At 37.6% G+C, this 19326-nt stretch carries 11 protein-coding genes; 6 read left to right on the top strand and 5 right to left on the bottom strand.

The genetic code is table 11. The features are described 5' to 3' along the window. Positions 1-2: 2 nt before the first annotated feature. Both rpmH and DV356_RS01550 read right to left on the bottom strand, forming a co-directional pair. Positions 3-137 (bottom strand): 50S ribosomal protein L34, encoded by a 135-nt coding sequence (gene rpmH / locus DV356_RS01555; protein WP_005539760.1) that lies wholly within the window; start codon positions 135-137, stop codon positions 3-5. A 176-nt stretch (positions 138-313) separates the two neighbouring features. Next, positions 314-1759 carry a surface lipoprotein assembly modifier gene (locus tag DV356_RS01550; RefSeq protein WP_118806426.1) on the bottom strand — a complete coding sequence of 482 codons (1446 nt, stop codon included), beginning with the start codon at positions 1757-1759 and terminating at the stop codon, positions 314-316. Positions 1760-1854: 95 nt separating this feature from the next. Here DV356_RS01550 and DV356_RS01545 point away from each other — a divergent pair, with 95 nt between their 5' ends. The 6 genes from DV356_RS01545 to DV356_RS01520 all read left to right on the top strand — a co-directional run bounded on the left by DV356_RS01545 (position 1855) and on the right by DV356_RS01520 (position 15910). Continuing rightward, positions 1855-3777: a transferrin-binding protein-like solute binding protein gene (locus DV356_RS01545; RefSeq protein ID WP_118806425.1), complete on the top strand. Its 1923-nt coding sequence runs from the start codon at positions 1855-1857 to the stop codon at positions 3775-3777. Between the two features lie 27 nt (positions 3778-3804). Continuing rightward, positions 3805-6540: a lactoferrin/transferrin family TonB-dependent receptor gene (locus DV356_RS01540; protein ID WP_118806424.1), complete on the top strand. Its 2736-nt coding sequence runs from the start codon at positions 3805-3807 to the stop codon at positions 6538-6540. A gap of 186 nt (positions 6541-6726) precedes the next feature. Then, positions 6727-8091, top strand: coding sequence for a chromosomal replication initiator protein DnaA (gene dnaA, locus DV356_RS01535; RefSeq protein ID WP_050838703.1), 1365 nt, complete (start codon positions 6727-6729; stop codon positions 8089-8091). A 12-nt stretch (positions 8092-8103) separates the two neighbouring features. Then, positions 8104-9204 (top strand): DNA polymerase III subunit beta, encoded by a 1101-nt coding sequence (gene dnaN, locus DV356_RS01530; protein WP_050845853.1) that lies wholly within the window; start codon positions 8104-8106, stop codon positions 9202-9204. A gap of 1 nt (position 9205) precedes the next feature. Beyond that, the gene (gene recF, locus DV356_RS01525) at positions 9206-10285 is read left to right on the top strand and encodes a DNA replication/repair protein RecF (RefSeq protein ID WP_005647935.1); all 1080 of its coding nucleotides are present in this window, start codon (positions 9206-9208) and stop codon (positions 10283-10285) included. 240 nt (positions 10286-10525) lie between these two features. Continuing rightward, positions 10526-15910, top strand: a complete 5385-nt coding sequence (locus DV356_RS01520) for a S6 family peptidase (RefSeq protein WP_118806423.1) — start codon at positions 10526-10528, stop codon at positions 15908-15910. Between the two features lie 113 nt (positions 15911-16023). Here DV356_RS01520 and leuD read toward each other — a convergent pair whose 3' ends face one another. The 3 genes from leuD to leuB form a co-directional block, all read right to left on the bottom strand. Further along, positions 16024-16626: a 3-isopropylmalate dehydratase small subunit gene (leuD, locus tag DV356_RS01515; RefSeq protein ID WP_005664229.1), complete on the bottom strand. Its 603-nt coding sequence runs from the start codon at positions 16624-16626 to the stop codon at positions 16024-16026. A gap of 10 nt (positions 16627-16636) precedes the next feature. After that, positions 16637-18046: a 3-isopropylmalate dehydratase large subunit gene (leuC, locus tag DV356_RS01510; RefSeq protein ID WP_118806422.1), complete on the bottom strand. Its 1410-nt coding sequence runs from the start codon at positions 18044-18046 to the stop codon at positions 16637-16639. 173 nt (positions 18047-18219) lie between these two features. Then, a complete protein-coding gene (gene leuB, locus DV356_RS01505; protein WP_118806421.1) occupies positions 18220-19296 on the bottom strand; it encodes a 3-isopropylmalate dehydrogenase in 1077 nt (358 codons plus the stop codon). Between the last annotated feature and the right edge of the window lie 30 nt (positions 19297-19326).

Raw genomic sequence — 19326 nt, 5'->3', positions numbered from 1 at the left:
GATTATGCAGATAAACTTTTACGACCTTTAGCACGGCGACGTGCTAAAACTTGACGGCCATTTTTAGTTGCCATACGAGCACGGAAACCGTGAGTACGACTACGTTTTAATACAGAAGGTTGAAATGTACGTTTCATTTTAATTTACCTAAATACAATTAAGAGTGAATAAAATAGGACGCAATTCTAGTCATAAAATGCGCGTTCGTCAAATAAGAAACGGAAATTTTTTAAAAAATTTCAAACTAATATTAAAAATATAGTGTATGCACATTTGACAATGTTAGAGATAACTCAACAGTTAGTTTACAACCTTAAAATATTTTTCCAATTTCGAGATAAATTCTATTTTTATCATAACGATAAAAAGCATGGTTACTGGTGGATTTTTGATAATCCCACGATAATTTGGGTGTTAGCCCCATAAAATGTATATTTCGATGCCATAAAGTAATTGTGGTTGTGTATTCACGATTTTTTTGCTGTATCCCAATCAAATCTTTCTCTCTGTACGCTCGATTAGCATAACTAAAAGTAAGACGTGATGAAATACCATAAGACCAATCCTGCCCCCAACCAAGTCTCAATGTCTTTTGTTGATAAGCATTATCTAATGCTTGTGTATTTTCTCGATGAAAATCCATGCCAGCAAACCAAAATTGGGTGCTTTTAGGTAAATAAAATAATGTTGATGAAACGAAATAATAATTACCATCTAAATGTTTTCGGATTTTATAACGAGATTCTCCATACTCAAGTGCGGTAGAAATTTGCCAAGTTTTACTTAGCCAATCTACGTTTTCTAAACGAATACCCAATTTATCCGCATATTGCTTCATTGTATTCGTTCCAGAGCTACCGCCTGCATACCAACGCTTTTCTTGAAAAGGAAACAACGAGACTTCAACTGAGGCAGTTTGATAACCTAAACCACCACCTATACGCAAAGTAGCCTCATTGTATTTTTTATTATCCCAATAATATTTTCCATTTCCATTAAACATAGTTTTACTAAAAAAATGATCTGCCCATGGCCATTTTTTTTCTACTGATAAAGAATACCCTACACCCTGACCACTTTCTTTTTCCCAAGCGGTCCAATTACCAATTTTTGTGCCACTTTTTGGAGCGTTATTCAAATTATCATCATTTAAAAAATTTAATCCTACTTGCCATATCCATTGATTCCGCTGATTTAGTGTTAAAAGATACTGATCAATAACACCTAAAAATTTTTCATCATCTACCTCTGTACGTAATTTTTCAAATTGAATTTTGGCAGCTTCATTTTCATAGTTAAAAAATAGAGCTTGAGCTAATTGATAACGTAAAGGTAGTAAAGATGCGTTTCGAGCGAATAATTCACGATAATAAGCAATAGATTGAGTTAAATCACCTTGTTCACGAGCTTCAATAGCCTTTGCCCAAGTTAGTAAGAAATTATCTTGTTGAGGAAATTGTTTATATAGTGGTAATAACAGTTGAACTGCCTGAGTGTTATTTTGATATAAAGCAGGAATTAACCCACGCAAAACAAGTCTTGGATGTTGTGCTAATTGGCTTTTGGAAAGAGAAATAATATGCCTATTTGGTATTTCTTTCTTAGGCATAGAAGAAAAAGAGGAGGTTTTTAATTCCGCACTTTGAATCGTATTTGTCAATGTATCATTTTTAGGACGTGCAACTTCTGCCCAAGCTACATTCGTTAATGATAAGCCTATTAATGATAAGAGAGAAAGTTGTTTTACGCCATTTTTCATATTTTATCCATGAACTTAAAAAATTATAAGTTGACATTATTACAAAAAAAAAATGATAATGCGAACAATTATCAATTTTGTATAAGTATAATTCTATGAAATCTGTACCTCTTATCACTGGTGGACTTTCCTTTTTATTAAGCGCTTGTAGCGGGGGAGGTGGTTCTTTTGATGTAGATGACGTCTCTAATCCCTCCTCTTCTAAACCACGTTATCAAGACGATACTTCAAGTTCAAGAACAAAATCGAATTTAGACAAGCTATCTATTCCCTCTTTAGGAGGAGGAATGAAGTTAGTGGCTCAGAATTTACGTGGTAGCGAACCTAGTCTCTTAAATGAAGATGGCTATATGATATTTTCCTCACTTTCTACGAGTAAAGCTGATGTTGACAAACAAAATAAATACCAGACAAATCCAAGTGGCTCAATAGACGAGCCTAGCGCAAGTGCAACAAATCCAACCCAAAATGATCATGGACAAAAATATGTATATTCAGGGCTTTATTATATTCCATCATCGTGGCGTGATTCACAAAATAAAAAGTTTTATTCAGGTTTCTATGGATATGCGTATTACTTTGGCAAGCAAACAGCCACTACATTACCTGTAAATGGCAAAGCAACGTATAAAGGAACTTGGAGCTTCATCACTGCAACTGAAAAAGGCAAACGTTATTCTTTGTTCAGTAATTCTAGCGGTCAAGGTTATTCCAAACGTAGTGCAATTCCAGAAGATATTGATTTAGAAGTTCAAAATAGTGGGGAGAAAGAAAAAGGGCTAGTGAGTGAATTTAGTGCAGATTTTGGGACTAAAAAACTGACAGGACAACTGTTTTACACCCAAAGAAAAACTAATAATCAAGAATATAAAAAGGAAAAACTCTATGATATAGATGCCGGTATTTATAGTAATAGATTCAGAGGTAAAGTTATTCCTAAAGAATCCACATCGAATGAACATCCCTTTACCAGCGAGGGAACATTAGAAGGTGGTTTTTATGGGCCTAACGGTGAAGAACTAGGAGGAAAGTTTTTAGCTGGCGACAAAAAAGTTTTTGGGGTATTTAGTGCCAAAGAAGACCCAGAAAACCCAGAAAACAAAAAATTATCCAGAGAAACGTTAATTGATGGCAAGCTAACTACTTTCTCTAAAACAACCGATACAACAACCAATAAAACAACCAATGCAATAACCGATGCAGAAAACTTTAAGACAAAAGATATATCAAGTTTTGGTGAAGCTGATTATCTTTTAATTGATAATTACCCTGTTCCTCTTTTACCTGAAAATAGTGCTGATTTCATAAGTAGTAAGCACCATACTGTAGGAAAGAAAACCTATCAAGTAGAAGCATGTTGCAGTAATCTAAGCTATGTGAAATTTGGTATGTATTATGAAGTCCCACCTAAAGAAGAAGAAGAAGAAAAAGACAAAGAAAAAAAAGAAAAAGAAAAAGAAAAAGAAAAACAAGCGACAAATCTATCGAACACTTATTATCAATTCTTATTAGGTCTCCGTACTCCCAATGCCGAAATACCTAAAGAAGGAAGTGCACAATATCGCGGTAATTGGTTTGGTTATATTAGTGATGGCGAAACATCTTACTCCGCTACAGGAAATAAACAACAAAATAACAATGCTGTCGCCGAGTTTAATGTAAATTTTGCCGATAAAAAGCTAACAGGCGAATTAAAACGACACGATAATGGAAATACCGTATTTAACATTGAGGCAACCTTTAATAATGGTAAGAATGACTTTGAAGGCACTGCCCGTGCAAACAATGTAGCGATTGATAGCCAAAATACACAAGGCACATCTACAGTCAATTTCACGACAACAGTAAACGGGGCATTTTATGGTCCGCACGCTACAGAATTAGGCGGTTATTTCACCTATAACGGAAATCCTACAGCTACAAATTCCTCAACCGTACCTTCACCACCCAATTCAGCAAATGCTCGTGCTGCCGTTGTGTTTGGAGCTAAAAAACAAGTAGACACAACCAACAAGTAGAAAAAAACAAATAATGGAATACTAAAAATGACTAAAAAATCCTATTTTCGCCTAAGTATTATTTCTTGTCTTTTAATTTCACACTATGTAAAAGCAGAAACTCAAAGTATAAAAGATACAAAAGAAGCTATATCATCTGAAGTGGGCACTCAAAGTACAGAAGATTCAGAATTAGAAACTATCTCAGTCACTGCAGAAAAAGTAAGAGATCGTAAAGATAATGAAGTAACTGGACTTGGCAAAATTATCAAAACTAGTGAAAGTATCAGCCGAGAGCAAGTATTAAATATTCGTGATCTAACACGCTATGATCCAGGGATTTCAGTTGTAGAACAAGGTCGCGGTGCAAGTTCTGGATATTCTATTCGTGGTATGGACAGAAATAGAGTTGCTTTATTAGTAGATGGTTTACCTCAAACGCAATCTTATGTAGTGCAAAGCCCTTTAGTTGCTCGTTCAGGATATTCTGGCACTGGTGCAATTAATGAAATTGAATATGAAAATGTAAAGGCCGTCGAAATAAGCAAGGGGGGGAGTTCTTCTGAGTATGGTAATGGAGCACTAGCTGGTTCTGTAACATTTCAAAGCAAATCCGCAGCCGATATCTTAGAAGGAGACAAATCATGGGGAATTCAAACTAAAAATGCTTATTCAAGCAAAAATAAAGGCTTTACCCATTCTTTAGCTGTAGCAGGAAAACAAGGTGGATTTGAAGGGGTCGCCATTTACACTCAACGAAATTCAATTGAAACCCAAGTCCATAAAGATGCATTAAAAGGCGTGCAAAGTTATAATCGATTAATCGCCAAACCAGAGGATCAATCTGCATACTTTGTGATGCAAGATGAGTGTCCAGAGGGTTATGAAAGTTGTAAAAAGTCACCCAAACCACCTGCGACTTTATCCACCGAAAAAGAAACCGTAAGCGTTTCAGATTATACGGGGGCTAACCGTATCAAACCTAATCCAATGAAATATGAAAGCCAGTCTTGGTTTTTAAGAGGAGGTTATCATTTTTCTGAACAACACTATATTGGTGGTATTTTTGAATTCACACAACAAAAATTTGATATCCGTGATATGACATTTCCCGCTTATTTAAGATCAACAGAAGACAAGGATTTAGAAAACCCCCCTTTTTATCCAAAGCAAGATTATGGTGCATATCAACGTATTGGTGATGGCCGAGGCGTTAAATATGCAAGTGGGCTTTATTTCGATGAACACCATAGAAAACAGCGTGCAGGTATTGAATATATTTACGAAAATAAGAACAAAGCGGGCATCATTGACAAAGCAGTGTTAAGTGCTAATCAACAAAACATCATACTTGACAGTTATATGCGACATACGCATTGCAGTCTTTATCCTAATCCAAGTAAGAATTGCCGCCCAACACTTGATAAACCTTATTCATTCTATCATTCTGATAGAAATGTTTATAAAGAAAAACATAATATGTTGCAATTGAATTTAGAGAAAAAAATTCAACAAAACTGGCTTACTCATCAAATTGTCTTCAATCTTGGTTTTGATGACTTTACTTCCGCACTTCAGCATAAAGATTATTTAACTCGACGTGTTATCGCTACGGCAAAGAGTATTTCAGAGAAAACTGGTGAACCAAGAAGAAATGGTTACTCCACAACCCCTTACTTCTACCCAAAACCAAAAGCAGAGTTGGTAGGAGGAGATCTTTGTAATTATAAAGGTAGCTCCTCTAATTACAGAGACTGTAAAGTGCGGTTAATTAAAGGGAAAAATTATTATTTCGCAGCACGCAATAATATGGCATTGGGGAAATACGTTGATTTAGGTTTAGGTATTCGGTATGACGTATCTCGTACAAAAGCTAATGAATCAACTATTAGTGTTGGTAAATTTAAAAATTTCTCTTGGAATACTGGTATTGTCATAAAACCAACGGAATGGCTTGATCTTTCTTATCGCCTTTCTACTGGATTTAGAAATCCTAGTTTTGCTGAAATGTATGGTTGGCGGTATGGTGGCAATAATAGCGATGTTTATGTAGGTAAATTTAAGCCTGAAACATCTCGTAACCAAGAGTTTGGTCTCGCTCTAAAAGGGGATTTTGGTAATATTGAGATCAGTCATTTTAGTAATGCTTATCGAAATCTTATCGCCTTTGCTGAAGAACTTAAAAATGGAAGGGGCAAGGGCAATTATGGATATCATAATGCACAAAATGCAAAATTAGTTGGTATAAATATAACTGCGCAATTAGATTTTAATGGTTTATGGAAACGTATTCCCTACGGTTGGTATGCAACATTTGCTTATAACCGAGTAAAAGTTAAAGATCAAAAAATCAATGCTGGTTTAGCCTCCGTAAGCAGTTATTTATTTGATGCCATTCAGCCCAGCCGTTATATCATTGGTTTAGGCTATGATCATCCAAGTAATACTTGGGGAATTAATACAATGTTTACTCAATCAAAAGCAAAATCTCAAAATGAATTGCTAGGACAACGTGCATTGGGTAGCACTTCAAGGAATGTAAAATCAACAAGAAAACTTACTCGGGCATGGCATATCTTAGATGTATCGGGTTATTACATGGTGAATAGAAGTATTTTGTTCCGATTAGGAGTATATAATTTATTAAACTATCGCTATGTCACTTGGGAAGCGGTGCGTCAAACAGCACAAGGTGCGGTCAATCAACATCAAAATGTTGGTAACTATACTCGCTACGCAGCATCAGGACGAAACTATACCTTAACATTAGAAATGAAATTCTAAATTAAAATGCGCCAGACAGGTTAAGCACGCTATCTATATCGCACTGGCGCGTTTCTTTTCAGTTCTATAATCTTATGAAATGAAAACTCAACACTAGATTTTTTAGAAGATCTTTTCACACATTTATTGTAAAATCTCCGACAATTTTGACCGCACTTTTATAATAAAAACAACAAGGATCCTTTTGTGACTCTCTCAAATCTTTGGCAAAGTTGCCTGTTACAACTTCAAGATCAAGTTTCAGCCAGCGATCTTAGCACTTGGCTTCGTCCTTTACAGGCTGATGTAGTATCAAATAACCACATTGTTTTATATGCTTCTAATATGTTTGTGAAAGGTTGGGTGGAAACCCATTATCTCGCACAAATCCAGCAAATTTGTCAAACACTTGCACAAAATCCTGAACTGCGTATTTCTTTAAAAGAAGGGGTTAAACCTGCACCCAAGATAGTGGAAAGCACACCAAATACAACACTTAGATCAGAAAGTGCGGTAGATTTTCAAACAGAATCTAGTACGCCAATAAAATTTGAATCCCATCTCAATACTAAACATTTATTTGATAACTTTGTTGAAGGTAAGTCGAACCAACTCGCACGCGCAGTCGGTCAAAAACTTGCTCAAGCACCAGGCGAACCATCAGCCAATCCTTTCTTTTTATATGGCGGCACTGGTTTAGGGAAAACTCACTTGTTACACGCCATTGGCAACGGCATTTTAGCCGATAAACCGAATGCACGAGTGCTTTATATTCACGCCAACAACTTTATGCAACATATGGTAAAAGCAGTGCGTGATAATAAAATGGATCAGTTCAAAAAATTCTATCGTTCTCTCGATGCACTTTTAGTGGATGATATTCAATTTTTCGCTGAAAAAGAAAAAACCCAAGAAGAATTCTTCCATATTTTCAATAGCTTGTTTGAAACGGGTCGCCAAATTATCTTAACTTCGGATCGTTATCCTAAAGAAATTGAAAAAATTGAAGAACGTTTAAAATCACGTTTTGGCTGGGGCTTAACAACAGCTATTGAACCGCCCGATCTTGAAACGCGTGTAGCGATTTTATTGAAAAAGGCGGAAGAACATAATATGAACTTGCCAGAAGAAGTTGCTTTCTTCATTGCTCAACGCTTGCGTACCAACGTGCGTGAACTTGAGGGTGCGTTAAATCGTGTAAAAGCAATGCAAGACTTCAAAGGTGGCGACATTGATATTGATTTCGTGCGTGATACCTTAAAAGATATTTTGGCTCTGCAAGAACGCTTAGTTACCATTGAAAATATTCAAAAAGTGGTGGCTGAATATTATCGAATTAAGGTTTCAGATTTAAAATCAAAAAGTCGCGCACGTTCAGTCACTCGTCCTCGCCAAATTGCAATGGCCTTAGCAAAAGAATTAACAAATCGCAGTTTGCCTGAAATCGGTCGTGCCTTTGACCGTGATCATACGACCGTATTAAACGCTTGCCGAGAAGTACCAAAATTCCGTGAGCAAGACAATAGCATTCAAGAAGATTGGGCGAATTTGATCCGCACTTTGTCCGCATAAAAGGAGAACGTAATGCAATTTAGTATTTCAAGAGAAAATTTATTAAAACCGTTGCAACAAGTATGTGGCGTATTGAGTAATCGCCCAAATATTCCTGTATTAAACAACGTATTATTGCAAATTGAAGACAATCGTCTGACTATCACAGGGACAGATTTAGAAGTTGAACTCTCTAGTCAAACTCAGCTTTCATCATCTTCTGAAAATGGCACTTTTACCATTCCAGCAAAAAAATTCTTAGATATTTGCCGCACTTTATCTGATGAGTCAGAAATCACGGTGACTTTTGAACAAGATCGTGCATTAGTGCAATCTGGGCGTAGCCGTTTTACACTAGCAACCCAACCTGCCGAAGAATATCCAAACCTCACGGATTGGCAGTCTGAAGTAGATTTTGAACTACCGCAAAATACCTTACGCCGTTTAATTGAAGCCACTCAATTTTCTATGGCAAACCAAGATGCGCGCTATTTCTTAAATGGTATGAAGTTTGAAACAGAGGGCAATTTATTGCGAACTGTGGCAACAGATGGTCATAGACTTGCGGTCTGTACTATTTCACTTGAACAAGAATTACAAAATCATTCTGTGATTTTACCGCGTAAAGGCGTGTTAGAGCTGGTTCGTTTATTAGAAACAAACGATGAACCAGCACGCTTACAAATTGGCACCAACAATTTACGTGTCCATTTAAAAAACACAGTATTTACATCAAAATTAATTGATGGTCGCTTTCCTGACTATCGCCGAGTATTGCCTCGTAATGCCACAAAAATTGTCGAAGGCAGTTGGGAAATGCTGAAACAGGCTTTTGTTCGTGCGTCCATTTTATCTAATGAACGCGCACGCAGCGTGCGTTTAAGCTTAAAGGAAAACCAGCTTAAAATTACTGCCTCAAATACAGAACACGAAGAAGCAGAAGAAATTGTCGATGTCAATTACAATGGCGAAGAATTAGAAGTGGGCTTTAATGTAACCTATATTCTTGATGTGCTGAATGCACTTAAATGTAATCAAGTGCGAATGTGCTTAACTGATGCGTTCTCCAGTTGCTTAATTGAAAACTGTGAAGACAGCAGCTGCGAATACGTCATTATGCCAATGCGTTTATAATATGGCGATTTCTCGTTTACTGGTCGAAAAATTTCGTAATTTAACAGCAGTGGATCTTAATTTTGATCCCTGCTTTAACTTTCTAATCGGCAACAACGGCAGCGGAAAAACCAGCTTATTAGAAGCCATTTTTTATCTTGGTCACGGACGCTCATTTAAAAGTGCGGTCACAAATCGCATCATTTCTTACGACGAACCGCACTTTACCCTATTTGGACAAATCCAAGAAAGCCAACATCAATGGTCTGTCGGCTTACAAAAACTGCGTCAAGGCAACACCTTAGTAAAAATTAACGGCGAAGATGGCAATAAAATTTCCGATCTTGCTCATCTTTTGCCAATGCAATTAATCACCCCAGAGGGCTTAACCTTACTCAATGGTGGGCCAAGTTATCGCCGCGCGTTTTTAGATTGGGGATTATTCCATCACCAAACAAGTTTCTATTCCGCTTGGAGCAATCTCAATCGATTACTCAAACAACGAAATGCCGCCCTTGCACAAAATCAGCCTTACTCTGCCATAAAAATTTGGGACGTTGAACTTGCTAAACTTGCCCATCAAGTAAGTCAATGGCGTGCCGAATATGCAGAAGCACTGTGCCCTGAAATTGAGCAAACTTGCCGACTTTTTCTGCCTGAATTAGAAATTAATGTCAGCTTTCATCAAGGATGGGAGAAAAATACGGATTACGCTGAGGTTCTTGAGCAAAATTTTGAACGAGATCGCGCCTTAAATTACACCTTTTCTGGCCCTCAAAAAGCGGATTTTCGTTTCAAAGCACAAGGATTGCCTGTTGAAGATGTGCTTTCTCGTGGACAACTTAAACTTTTAATGTGCGCATTGAGACTGGCTCAAGGCGAACATTTAATGAAAGAAAAGCAACGCCATTGTATTTTTTTGATCGATGATTTTGCCTCGGAATTAGATCAATACAAACGCGCCTTGTTGGCAGAACGATTACAACAAAGCGGTTCACAAGTGTTTGTTACCGCCATCACTAAAAGACAACTAAAAGAAATGCAAGTGGAAAACAAAAAAATGTTTTCTGTTCATAATGGCATCATTAACGCCTTAAATTAGCCAAAAGTGCGGTGGAAAATACACCAATTTTTTAAAAAATATCAAAAATCATTATCATTACCTCGTAAATGTAATTCAAGTTTTGAGCAATTTATGCTATAAAGTTCGCCCATTATAGAAATGAAGACAACTTGCAACTATCAACGCAACACAGCCAAAATTTGAATCAACTTGTAACCGTATATCAAATTGTGTCCTATCAAATCTACTTTTTAAACTTAATTAATAAGGACAGCTTCTATGCTAAAAAATAAAAAATTCAAACTCAATTTTATTGCGCTTACTGTCGCCTACGCATTAGCCCCTTATACAGAAGCTGCGTTAGTGAGAGACGATGTGGATTATCAAATATTTCGTGATTTTGCAGAAAATAAAGGGAGATTTTCTGTTGGCGCAACAAATGTGGAAGTGAGAGATAAAAATAACCAATCTTTAGGCAATGTTTTACCTAATGGTATTCCGATGATTGATTTTAGTGTTGTGGATGTGAATAAACGTATTGGTACATTAGTGGATCCGCAATATATTGTAAGCGTAAAACACGCACATCAATATATGAATGACTTTTATTTTGGGCATTATAACGGACACCGTGATGTTTCTGATGATGAAAATAAATATAGTGTAGTGACACAAAATAATGTTAATCCAAGTGAAAAGTGGGATGTTAATAAGCGATTAGATGACTATAATATGCCTCGTTTAAATAAATTTGTGACCGAGGTTGCACCCACTACGCCTACATTAGCTGGGGGCGATTTAGAAACCTATAAAGATAAAGAAAAATATCTGTCCTTTGTGCGAGTAGGTGCTGGTCGCCAATTAGTATATGAAAAAGGAAGCCGCCATGTAGAAGGTAATGAGCATGGAGAGGATTTAAAAGATCTTTCAGCTGCATATAATTATGCTATCGGTGGTACACCTTACAAAGAAATTAATATTGATCCTTCCCAAAGTAAAAAAGGACTTATCGGTTTTGGAGATAGCCGTGAAGATCACGTTATTAATTCCAAAACATTGCTCTCTCAAGACCCTCTTACCAACTACGGCGTATTAGGCGATAGTGGTTCCCCTTTATTTGCTTTTGATAAACAACAAAACAAATGGGTTTTTATCGGGCCTTATACTTATTGGGCAGGCTATGGTAAAAAATCTTGGCAAGAATGGAATATTTATAAAAAAGATTTTGCTGATGACATAAAAAAACGAGATAACGCTGAAGCAGTGCCTTTCTCTACTTCAGAATATCGTTGGACAACAACAGGTAACTCAAGCCAAATCACAAACGATCAAAAAACAATTTCAGTAAAACTCCTAGAACCTAACACAACACTTGTTAATTATCAGAAAAAAGAAAACGAGAATACTGGGCAAAATGTAATTTTTGAAGGAAATGGTAATTATAAAAACACACTTGTTTTAGAAAATAATATCAATCAAGGTGCTGGCGGTTTATTCTTTAAAGGAAACTATGAAGTTAAAGGAAAAACGGACGATATTACTTGGGTAGGCGGCGGAATTTCTGTTGAAGAGGGAAAAACTGTAACGTGGAAAATACATAATCCTGAAAAAGATCATTTAGCCAAGATAGGGAAAGGAACATTAATTGTTGAGGGCAAAGGGAATAATAAAGGTTCGCTAAAAGTGGGCGATGGCACAGTAGTTTTAAAACAACAAATAACTAAAGGAGAACACGCTTTTGCTTCTGTAGGGATTGTAAGTGGTCGCTCAACTGTTGTACTTAATGATGATAAACAAGTAGATCCTAATTCAATTTACTTTGGTTTTAGAGGCGGTCGATTAGATGCCAATGGCAATAATCTCACTTTTGAACATATCCGTAATATTGATGATGGTGCAAGAGTGGTTAATCATAATATGACTAATGCCTCAAATATAACGATTACTGGGGAAAGTCTAATTACAGATCCAAAGAAAATTAATCCATATTATATAAAAGCACGAGAGGAAGATAATCCTTATGCCTTTCGACGGATTAAAGATGGGGGACAGCTCTATTTAAATGAGGAAAACTACACTTATTATGCGTTAAGAAAAGGTGCTAAGGCTAATTTACAATTTCCTTACAATAATGAAAGTAATGAAACTTGGTTATATATGGGGAAAGACAAAAATGAAGCCCAAAAGAAAACAATGGAATACATCAATAATAGCCGTATGAATGGCTTTAACGGTTATTTTGGTGAGGAAGAAGGTAAAAATAACGGTAATCTAAATGTGACTTTTAAAGGCAAAAGTGAGCAAAATCGCTTTTTATTAACAGGCGGAACAAACCTTAATGGCGATTTAAATGTTCAACAAGGCACCTTATTCCTTTCTGGCAGACCTACACCGCACGCAAGAGATATTGCGGGTATTTCTTCAACGAAGAAAGATCCTCACTTTGCTGAAAATAATGAAGTAGTGGTAGAAGACGACTGGATTAACCGCAATTTTAAAGCAACCACAATGAACGTGACTGGCAATGCCTCACTTTATTCGGGACGCAATGTTGCAAATATTACTTCAAATATCACAGCTTCTAATAATGCACAAGTGCATATTGGCTATAAAACAGGCGATACCGTTTGTGTACGTTCTGACTATACAGGCTATGTGACTTGCCATAATAGCAATTTATCGGAAAAAGCCCTTAATAGCTTTAACGCTACCAATGTATCTGGCAATGTAAATTTATCAGGTAATGCAAACTTTGTCTTAGGCAAGGCTAACTTATTCGGCACAATTAGCAGCACGGGAAATAGCCAAGTGCGTTTAACCGAAAATAGCCATTGGCATTTAACAGGCGATAGCAATGTTAATCAGTTAAATTTAACCAATGGGCATATTCATTTAAATGCACAAAACGATGCTAATAAAGTAACTACATATAACACGCTGACTGTGAATAGCTTATCAGGTAATGGTTCTTTCTATTATTTAACTGATCTTTCTAAAAAGCAGGGCGACAAAGTTGTTGTAACCAAATCCGCCACAGGTAACTTTACATTGCAAGTAGCAAATAAAACAGGCGAGCCAAATCATAATGAACTCACGCTTTTTGATGCTTCAAAAGCAACTGAAAGAAGTGGCTTAAATGTTTCACTGGCAAATGGCAGTGTTGATATTGGTGCTTGGAAATATACGTTGAAAAACACTAATGGACGTTACGATTTGTATAACCCAGAGGTAGAAAAAAGAAACCAAACTGTCGATACAACAAATATCACAGCACCTAATGATATGCAAGCTGATGCACCTAGCGTATCAAGTAACAATGAAGAAACCGCTCGTGTTGAAGCACCAGTTCTACCACCTGCGCCTGCTACACTATCAGAGACAACTAAAACAGTGGCTGAAAATAGTCTGCAAGAAAGTAAAACAGTAGAGAAAAACGAGCAAGACGCAACCGAGACAACAGCTCAAAATGGAGAAGTTGCAAAAGAAGCTAAATCAAATGTAAAAGCTAAAACTCAAACAAATGAAGTAGCTCAAAGTGGAAGTGAAACCAAGGAAACTCAAACGACTGAAATAAAAGAAACAGCTAAAGTAGAAGAAGATGAAATTCAAGAAGCACCTCAAATGACTTCTGAAACGTCTCCGAAACAAGCAAAGCCTGCTCCTAAAGAAGTTTCAACTGATACGAAAGTAGAAGAAACTCAAGTTCAAGCTCAACTGCAAACACAACCGACAACAGTTACTGCGGAAGATACAACTACACCGAACGGTAAACCAGCGGAAGAAACTCAACCAAGTGAAAAAACTAACGCTGAACCTGTAACATCTGTATCACAAAATCAAGCAGAAAATAAAGTTTCTCAACCAACAGAAACAGAGAAAACGGCTAAAGTAGAAACAGAGAAAACTCAAGAAGCCCCTAAAGTTGCTTCTCAAGCGTCTCCGAAACAGGAACAGTCTGAAACTGTTCAACCGCAAACAGCGCTTGAAAGTGAAAATGTTCCGACTGTTAATAATGCAGAAGAAGTTCAAGCTCAACTGCAAACACAAACAAGTGCAACAGTAAGCACTAAACAACCTGCACCAGAGAATTCAATAAATACTGGATCTGCAACCGCAATGACAGAAACTGCTGAAAAATCCGATAAACCACAAACGGAAACTGTGGCTACGACCGAAGATGCTAGTCAGCATAAAGCGAATACTGTTGCGGATAATTCTGTAGCAAATAATTCAACATCTGTTAAACCAACAGAGAATTCAAGCACAAAAGCTGAACAACCTGTGACAGAAAACACAACAGTAAACACTGGAAACTCTGTAGTGGAAAATCCAGAGAATACAACTCAACCTGCGGTTAATTCAGAAAGCAGTAAGCCAAATAGTAGACATAGAAGAAGTATTAGCCAGCCTCAAGAGACTTCTGCTGAAGAAACAACGGTAACTTCTACTAACGAAACAACAGTAGCTGATAATTCAAAAAGCAGTAAGCCAAATCGTAGAAGTAGAAGTAGAAGAAGTGTTAGCCAGCCTCAAGAGACTTCTGCTGAAGAAACAACAGCAACTTCTACTAACGAAACAACAGTAGCTGATAATAGTAGACGTAGAAGTAGAAGAAGTGTTAGCCAGCCTCAAGAGACTTCTGCTGAAGAAACAACGGTAACTTCTACTGAAAAAACAACAGTAGCTGATAATTCAAAAAGCAGTAAGCCAAATCGTAGAAGTAGAAGAAGTGTTCGCTCGGAACCAACTGTTGCAAATGGCAGCGATCGTTCTGCAGTAGCATTGAGCAATCTCACAAGTACAAACACAAATGCGGTAATTTCTGATGCAAGGGCAAAAGCACAATTTGTTGCATTAAATGTGGGGAAAGCAGTTTCTCAACATATTAGCCAGTTAGAAATGAATAACGAGGGGCAATATAACGTTTGGGTATCTAATACTTCAATGAACGAAAATTATTCCTCAAGTCAATATCGTCGTTTTAGTTCTAAAAGTACGCAAACTCAACTTGGTTGGGATCAAACAATCTCAAACAATGTTCAGTTAGGTGGAGTGTTTACTTATGTTCGCAATAGTAACAATTTTGATAAGGCAACAAGTAAAAATACTCTAGCACAAGTTAATTTCTATTCTAAATATTATGCGGATAATCATTGGTATTTAGCGGTGGATTTAGGCTACGGCAAGTTCCAAAGCAACTTAAAAACTAATCATAATGCGAAATTTGCTCACCATACTGCACAATTTGGTTTAACCGCAGGCAAAGCATTTAATCTTGGCAATTTTGGTATTACGCCAATAGTAGGCGTGCGTTATAGCTATTTATCAAACGCTAATTTTGCATTAGCTCAAGATCGCATTAAAGTAAATCCAATATCTGTCAAAACAGCCTTTGCTCAAGTTGATTTAAGTTATACTTATCACTTAGGCGAGTTTGCCATTACGCCAATTTTGTCTGCTCGATATGATGCAAATCAAGGCAATGGCAAAATTAATGTAAATGGATATGATTTTGCTTACAATGTGGAAAACCAACAGCAATATAACGCAGGACTTAAATTGAAATATCATAATGTGAAATTAAGTCTAATCGGTGGATTAACAAAAGCGAAACAAGCGGAAAAACAAAAAACTGCAGAATTAAAACTAAGTTTTAGTTTTTAATAAGCCTGTTTGAATTAACGTTATAAACAACAAAGCCCTGTGTATTACAGGGCTTTATTTTTGAATGAAATTCAGTGATTAAGTGCGGTGAAAAATCAGCGCATTTTTTATTTTTAACGTAAAAACGCTGGAATATTTTTCTCGTATGCTGAGATTTTGTCTTCGTGCTGAAGAGTTAAGCCGATATTATCTAAACCGTTTAGCAAACAATGGCGACGGAATTCATCAAGCTCAAAAGTATAAACTTTATCCCCTACAGTGACCGTCATCGCTTCTAAATCTACGTGGATTTGCTTGCTTTCATTTGCCCATACCCATTGGAAGATTTCTTCTACTTCTTCTTCGCTTAAACGAATCGGTAACATATGATTATTTAAGCTGTTGTTGTAGAAAATATCCGCAAAACTTGGGGCGATCATTACTTTGAAACCGTAATCGGCTAATGCCCAAGGGGCGTGTTCACGAGAAGAACCACAGCCAAGGTTTTTACGCGCCAACAAAATTGTTGCACCTTGATATTGCGGATAATTTAAGACAAATTCTGGATTTGGCTTGGTGCCGTCCACATCAAGATAACGCCATTCGTGGAATAAGTGTTTGCCGAAACCTACGCGGGTAATGGCTTGTAAAAATTGTTTTGGAATAATTGCATCGGTATCTACATTTGCCGCATCCAATGGTACGACTAAGCCTGAAAGTTGTTTAAATCCTGCCATTTTCTGCTCCTTAGTTTAATGTTACGTCACGAATATCAACAAATTTACCGAACATTCCTGCCGCTGCCGCCATTGCAGGACTTACTAAATGGGTGCGTCCATTACGACCTTGACGACCTTCAAAGTTACGGTTTGAAGTGGAGGCACAACGTTCCCATTCGCCTAAACGGTCATCGTTCATCCCTAAACACATTGAACAACCTGGATTACGCCATTCTGCACCTGCGGCAATAAAGATTTTATCCAAGCCCTCTTTTTCCGCTTGTTCTTTCACTAAGCCAGAACCTGGTACTACTAAAATACGTTTTACGTTATCCGCTTTTTTGCGCCCCTTCATCACTGCCGCTGCTGCGCGTAAATCTTCAATGCGTGAGTTGGTGCAAGATCCAATAAACACTTGATCAACTTTAATATCTTTTAAATTAGTGCCAGCTTCTAAGCCAATATAATGTAAGGCTTTTTCCGCTGAAGCACGTTGTACAGGATCTGCCATTTCTTGCGGATTTGGTATGGTTTCATTCACAGAAATTACCTGCCCAGGGTTTGTCCCCCAAGTGACTTGTGGTGCGATGTCTTTTGCTTCTAGCGTTACCACTGTGTCAAATTGTGCATCATCGTCAGATTTTAAGGTTTTCCAATAAGCAACGGCATCCTCCCAATCTTTGCCTTTCGGTGCGTGTGGACGATCTTTCAAATATGCAAATGTGGTTTCATCTGGCGCAATCAAGCCTGCTTTTGCACCCATTTCAATTGCCATATTACAGACGGTCATACGCCCCTCCATAGAAAGGTCTTGGATCGCTTCGCCACAAAATTCCACAACGTGTCCTGTACCTCCTGCCATCGTAGTTTTGCCGATAATGGCAAGAATAATATCTTTTGCCGTAATACCTGATGCGACTTTACCACGCACTTCAATTTTCATACTTTTTGCGCGAGCCTGTTTTAAAGTTTGAGTGGCTAATACGTGCTCTACTTCAGAAGTACCAATACCAAAAGCCAAGGCACCAAATGCGCCGTGGGTAGCTGTATGGGAATCGCCACAAACAATTGTCATACCCGGTAAGGTTAAACCTTGTTCAGGCCCCATAACGTGTACAATACCTTGCTCTTTGGTTGTTATATCAAATAATTTAATACCTGTTGCTTTGGTATTTTTATCCAATTCTAACACTTGAATTTTCGCTTGACCTTCAAGTTTATTGACATCTCGTACTTGGGTGGAAATGCTGTGATCCATTGTGCCGAAAGTTTTGTTTACTTGGCGAACTCGGCGATTTGCGACGCGTAACCCATCAAAGGCCTGTGGGCTGGTTACTTCGTGAATCAAATGACGGTTAATATACAAAATTGGCGTTTCGCCCTCTGCTTCATACACAATGTGTGAATCAAATAATTTTTCGTAAAGTGTTTTTGCCATAATATTTTTCTCTATTCGTTAAGGGAAGTGCGGTTAAAATTCGATGTGTTTTTCAACCGCACTTTAAATACTTTGTCCCCTGTTTATTGGGGATATTTCTAAATAACTAAGGGGGGAGATTGCCCCCTTCCGCCCTTCGGGCACCTTCCCCCGTAAACGGAGGAAGGCAAATATTAAATTGCTTGTGTAATCAATGTACCCATTTCTGCCGTTGAAACTGGTGTAGAAGCATCGGCTAAATCGGCGGTGCGATGACCACTTGCCAAGACTTTTTGAACCGCACTTTCAATGGCATCTGCTGCTTCGTTTAAGTTGAAGCTATAACGCAACATCATTGCCACAGAAAGAATTTGTGCGATTGGGTTGGCAATGCCTTTGCCTGCAATATCAGGGGCAGAACCGCCAGCAGGCTCGTATAAACCAAAACCCTCTTCATTTAAGCTGGCAGATGGCAACATTCCCATAGAACCTGTGATCATCGCTGCTTCGTCAGAAATAATATCGCCGAAAATATTAGAGCAAAGTAAAACATCAAAAGATTCTGGTGCTTTGATTAATTGCATTGTGGCGTTATCGATATAGATATGCTCTAAAGTCACTTCAGGATAGTCTTTTGCCATTTCTGTCACAGTTTCACGCCATAAAATAGAAGACTGCAATACGTTCGCTTTATCTACAGAAGTGACTTTTTTATTGCGTTTCATTGCTGCATCAAAAGCCGCACGTGCAATGCGTTCAATTTCATATTTGTAATACACTTCCGTATCAAATGCTTTGGTTTGTGCGCCTTCGCCTTCACGACCTTTAGGCTGACCGAAATAAATCCCGCCCGTTAATTCACGCACCACCACCATATCAAAGCCTTTTGCGGCAATATCTGCACGTAATGGACAGAATTTTTCCAAGCCTTTATAAAGGGTTGCAGGACGAAGATTACAGAATAATTTGAAATGTTTACGCAATGGCAATAATGCACCGCGTTCTGGCTGTTGATCTGGTGGTAAATTTGTCCATTTAGGGCCACCTACAGAACCAAATAAAATGGCATCCGCTTGATCACAGCCTTTTAAGGTTTCTGCTGGTAACGGATAACCACAATGATCAATGGCCGCACCGCCCACATAAAACTCGTTAAAGTTAAGTTTAAAACCAAATTTTTCTTGAACTCTGTTTAATACCTTAATGGCTTCCGCCATGACTTCGGGGCCAATACCATCGCCTGCTAATACTGCTATATTGTATGATTGCATATTATTTTTCCTATTTTTTACTTCAAAAGT

The organism is Haemophilus influenzae, assembly GCF_003494325.1.
Lineage (GTDB): Bacteria > Pseudomonadota > Gammaproteobacteria > Enterobacterales > Pasteurellaceae > Haemophilus > Haemophilus influenzae_I.
Note: the sequence above shows the minus strand (reverse complement) of the source record. Positions and strands in the feature narration are given on the sequence as shown.

Bases quoted from the DNA above. Each gene is read 5' to 3' on its own strand.
- DV356_RS01520 (WP_118806423.1), top strand. From the start codon at position 10,526: ATGCTAAAAAATAAAAAATTCAAACTCAATTTTATTGCGCTTACTGTC.
- leuD (WP_005664229.1), bottom strand. From the start codon at position 16,626: ATGGCAGGATTTAAACAACTTTCAGGCTTAGTCGTACCATTGGATGCG.
- leuB (WP_118806421.1), bottom strand. From the start codon at position 19,296: ATGCAATCATACAATATAGCAGTATTAGCAGGCGATGGTATTGGCCCC.
- dnaN (WP_050845853.1), top strand. From the start codon at position 8,104: ATGCAATTTAGTATTTCAAGAGAAAATTTATTAAAACCGTTGCAACAA.
- recF (WP_005647935.1), top strand. From the start codon at position 9,206: ATGGCGATTTCTCGTTTACTGGTCGAAAAATTTCGTAATTTAACAGCA.
- DV356_RS01545 (WP_118806425.1), top strand. From the start codon at position 1,855: ATGAAATCTGTACCTCTTATCACTGGTGGACTTTCCTTTTTATTAAGC.
- DV356_RS01550 (WP_118806426.1), bottom strand. From the start codon at position 1,759: ATGAAAAATGGCGTAAAACAACTTTCTCTCTTATCATTAATAGGCTTA.
- DV356_RS01540 (WP_118806424.1), top strand. From the start codon at position 3,805: ATGACTAAAAAATCCTATTTTCGCCTAAGTATTATTTCTTGTCTTTTA.
- leuC (WP_118806422.1), bottom strand. From the start codon at position 18,046: ATGGCAAAAACACTTTACGAAAAATTATTTGATTCACACATTGTGTAT.
- rpmH (WP_005539760.1), bottom strand. From the start codon at position 137: ATGAAACGTACATTTCAACCTTCTGTATTAAAACGTAGTCGTACTCAC.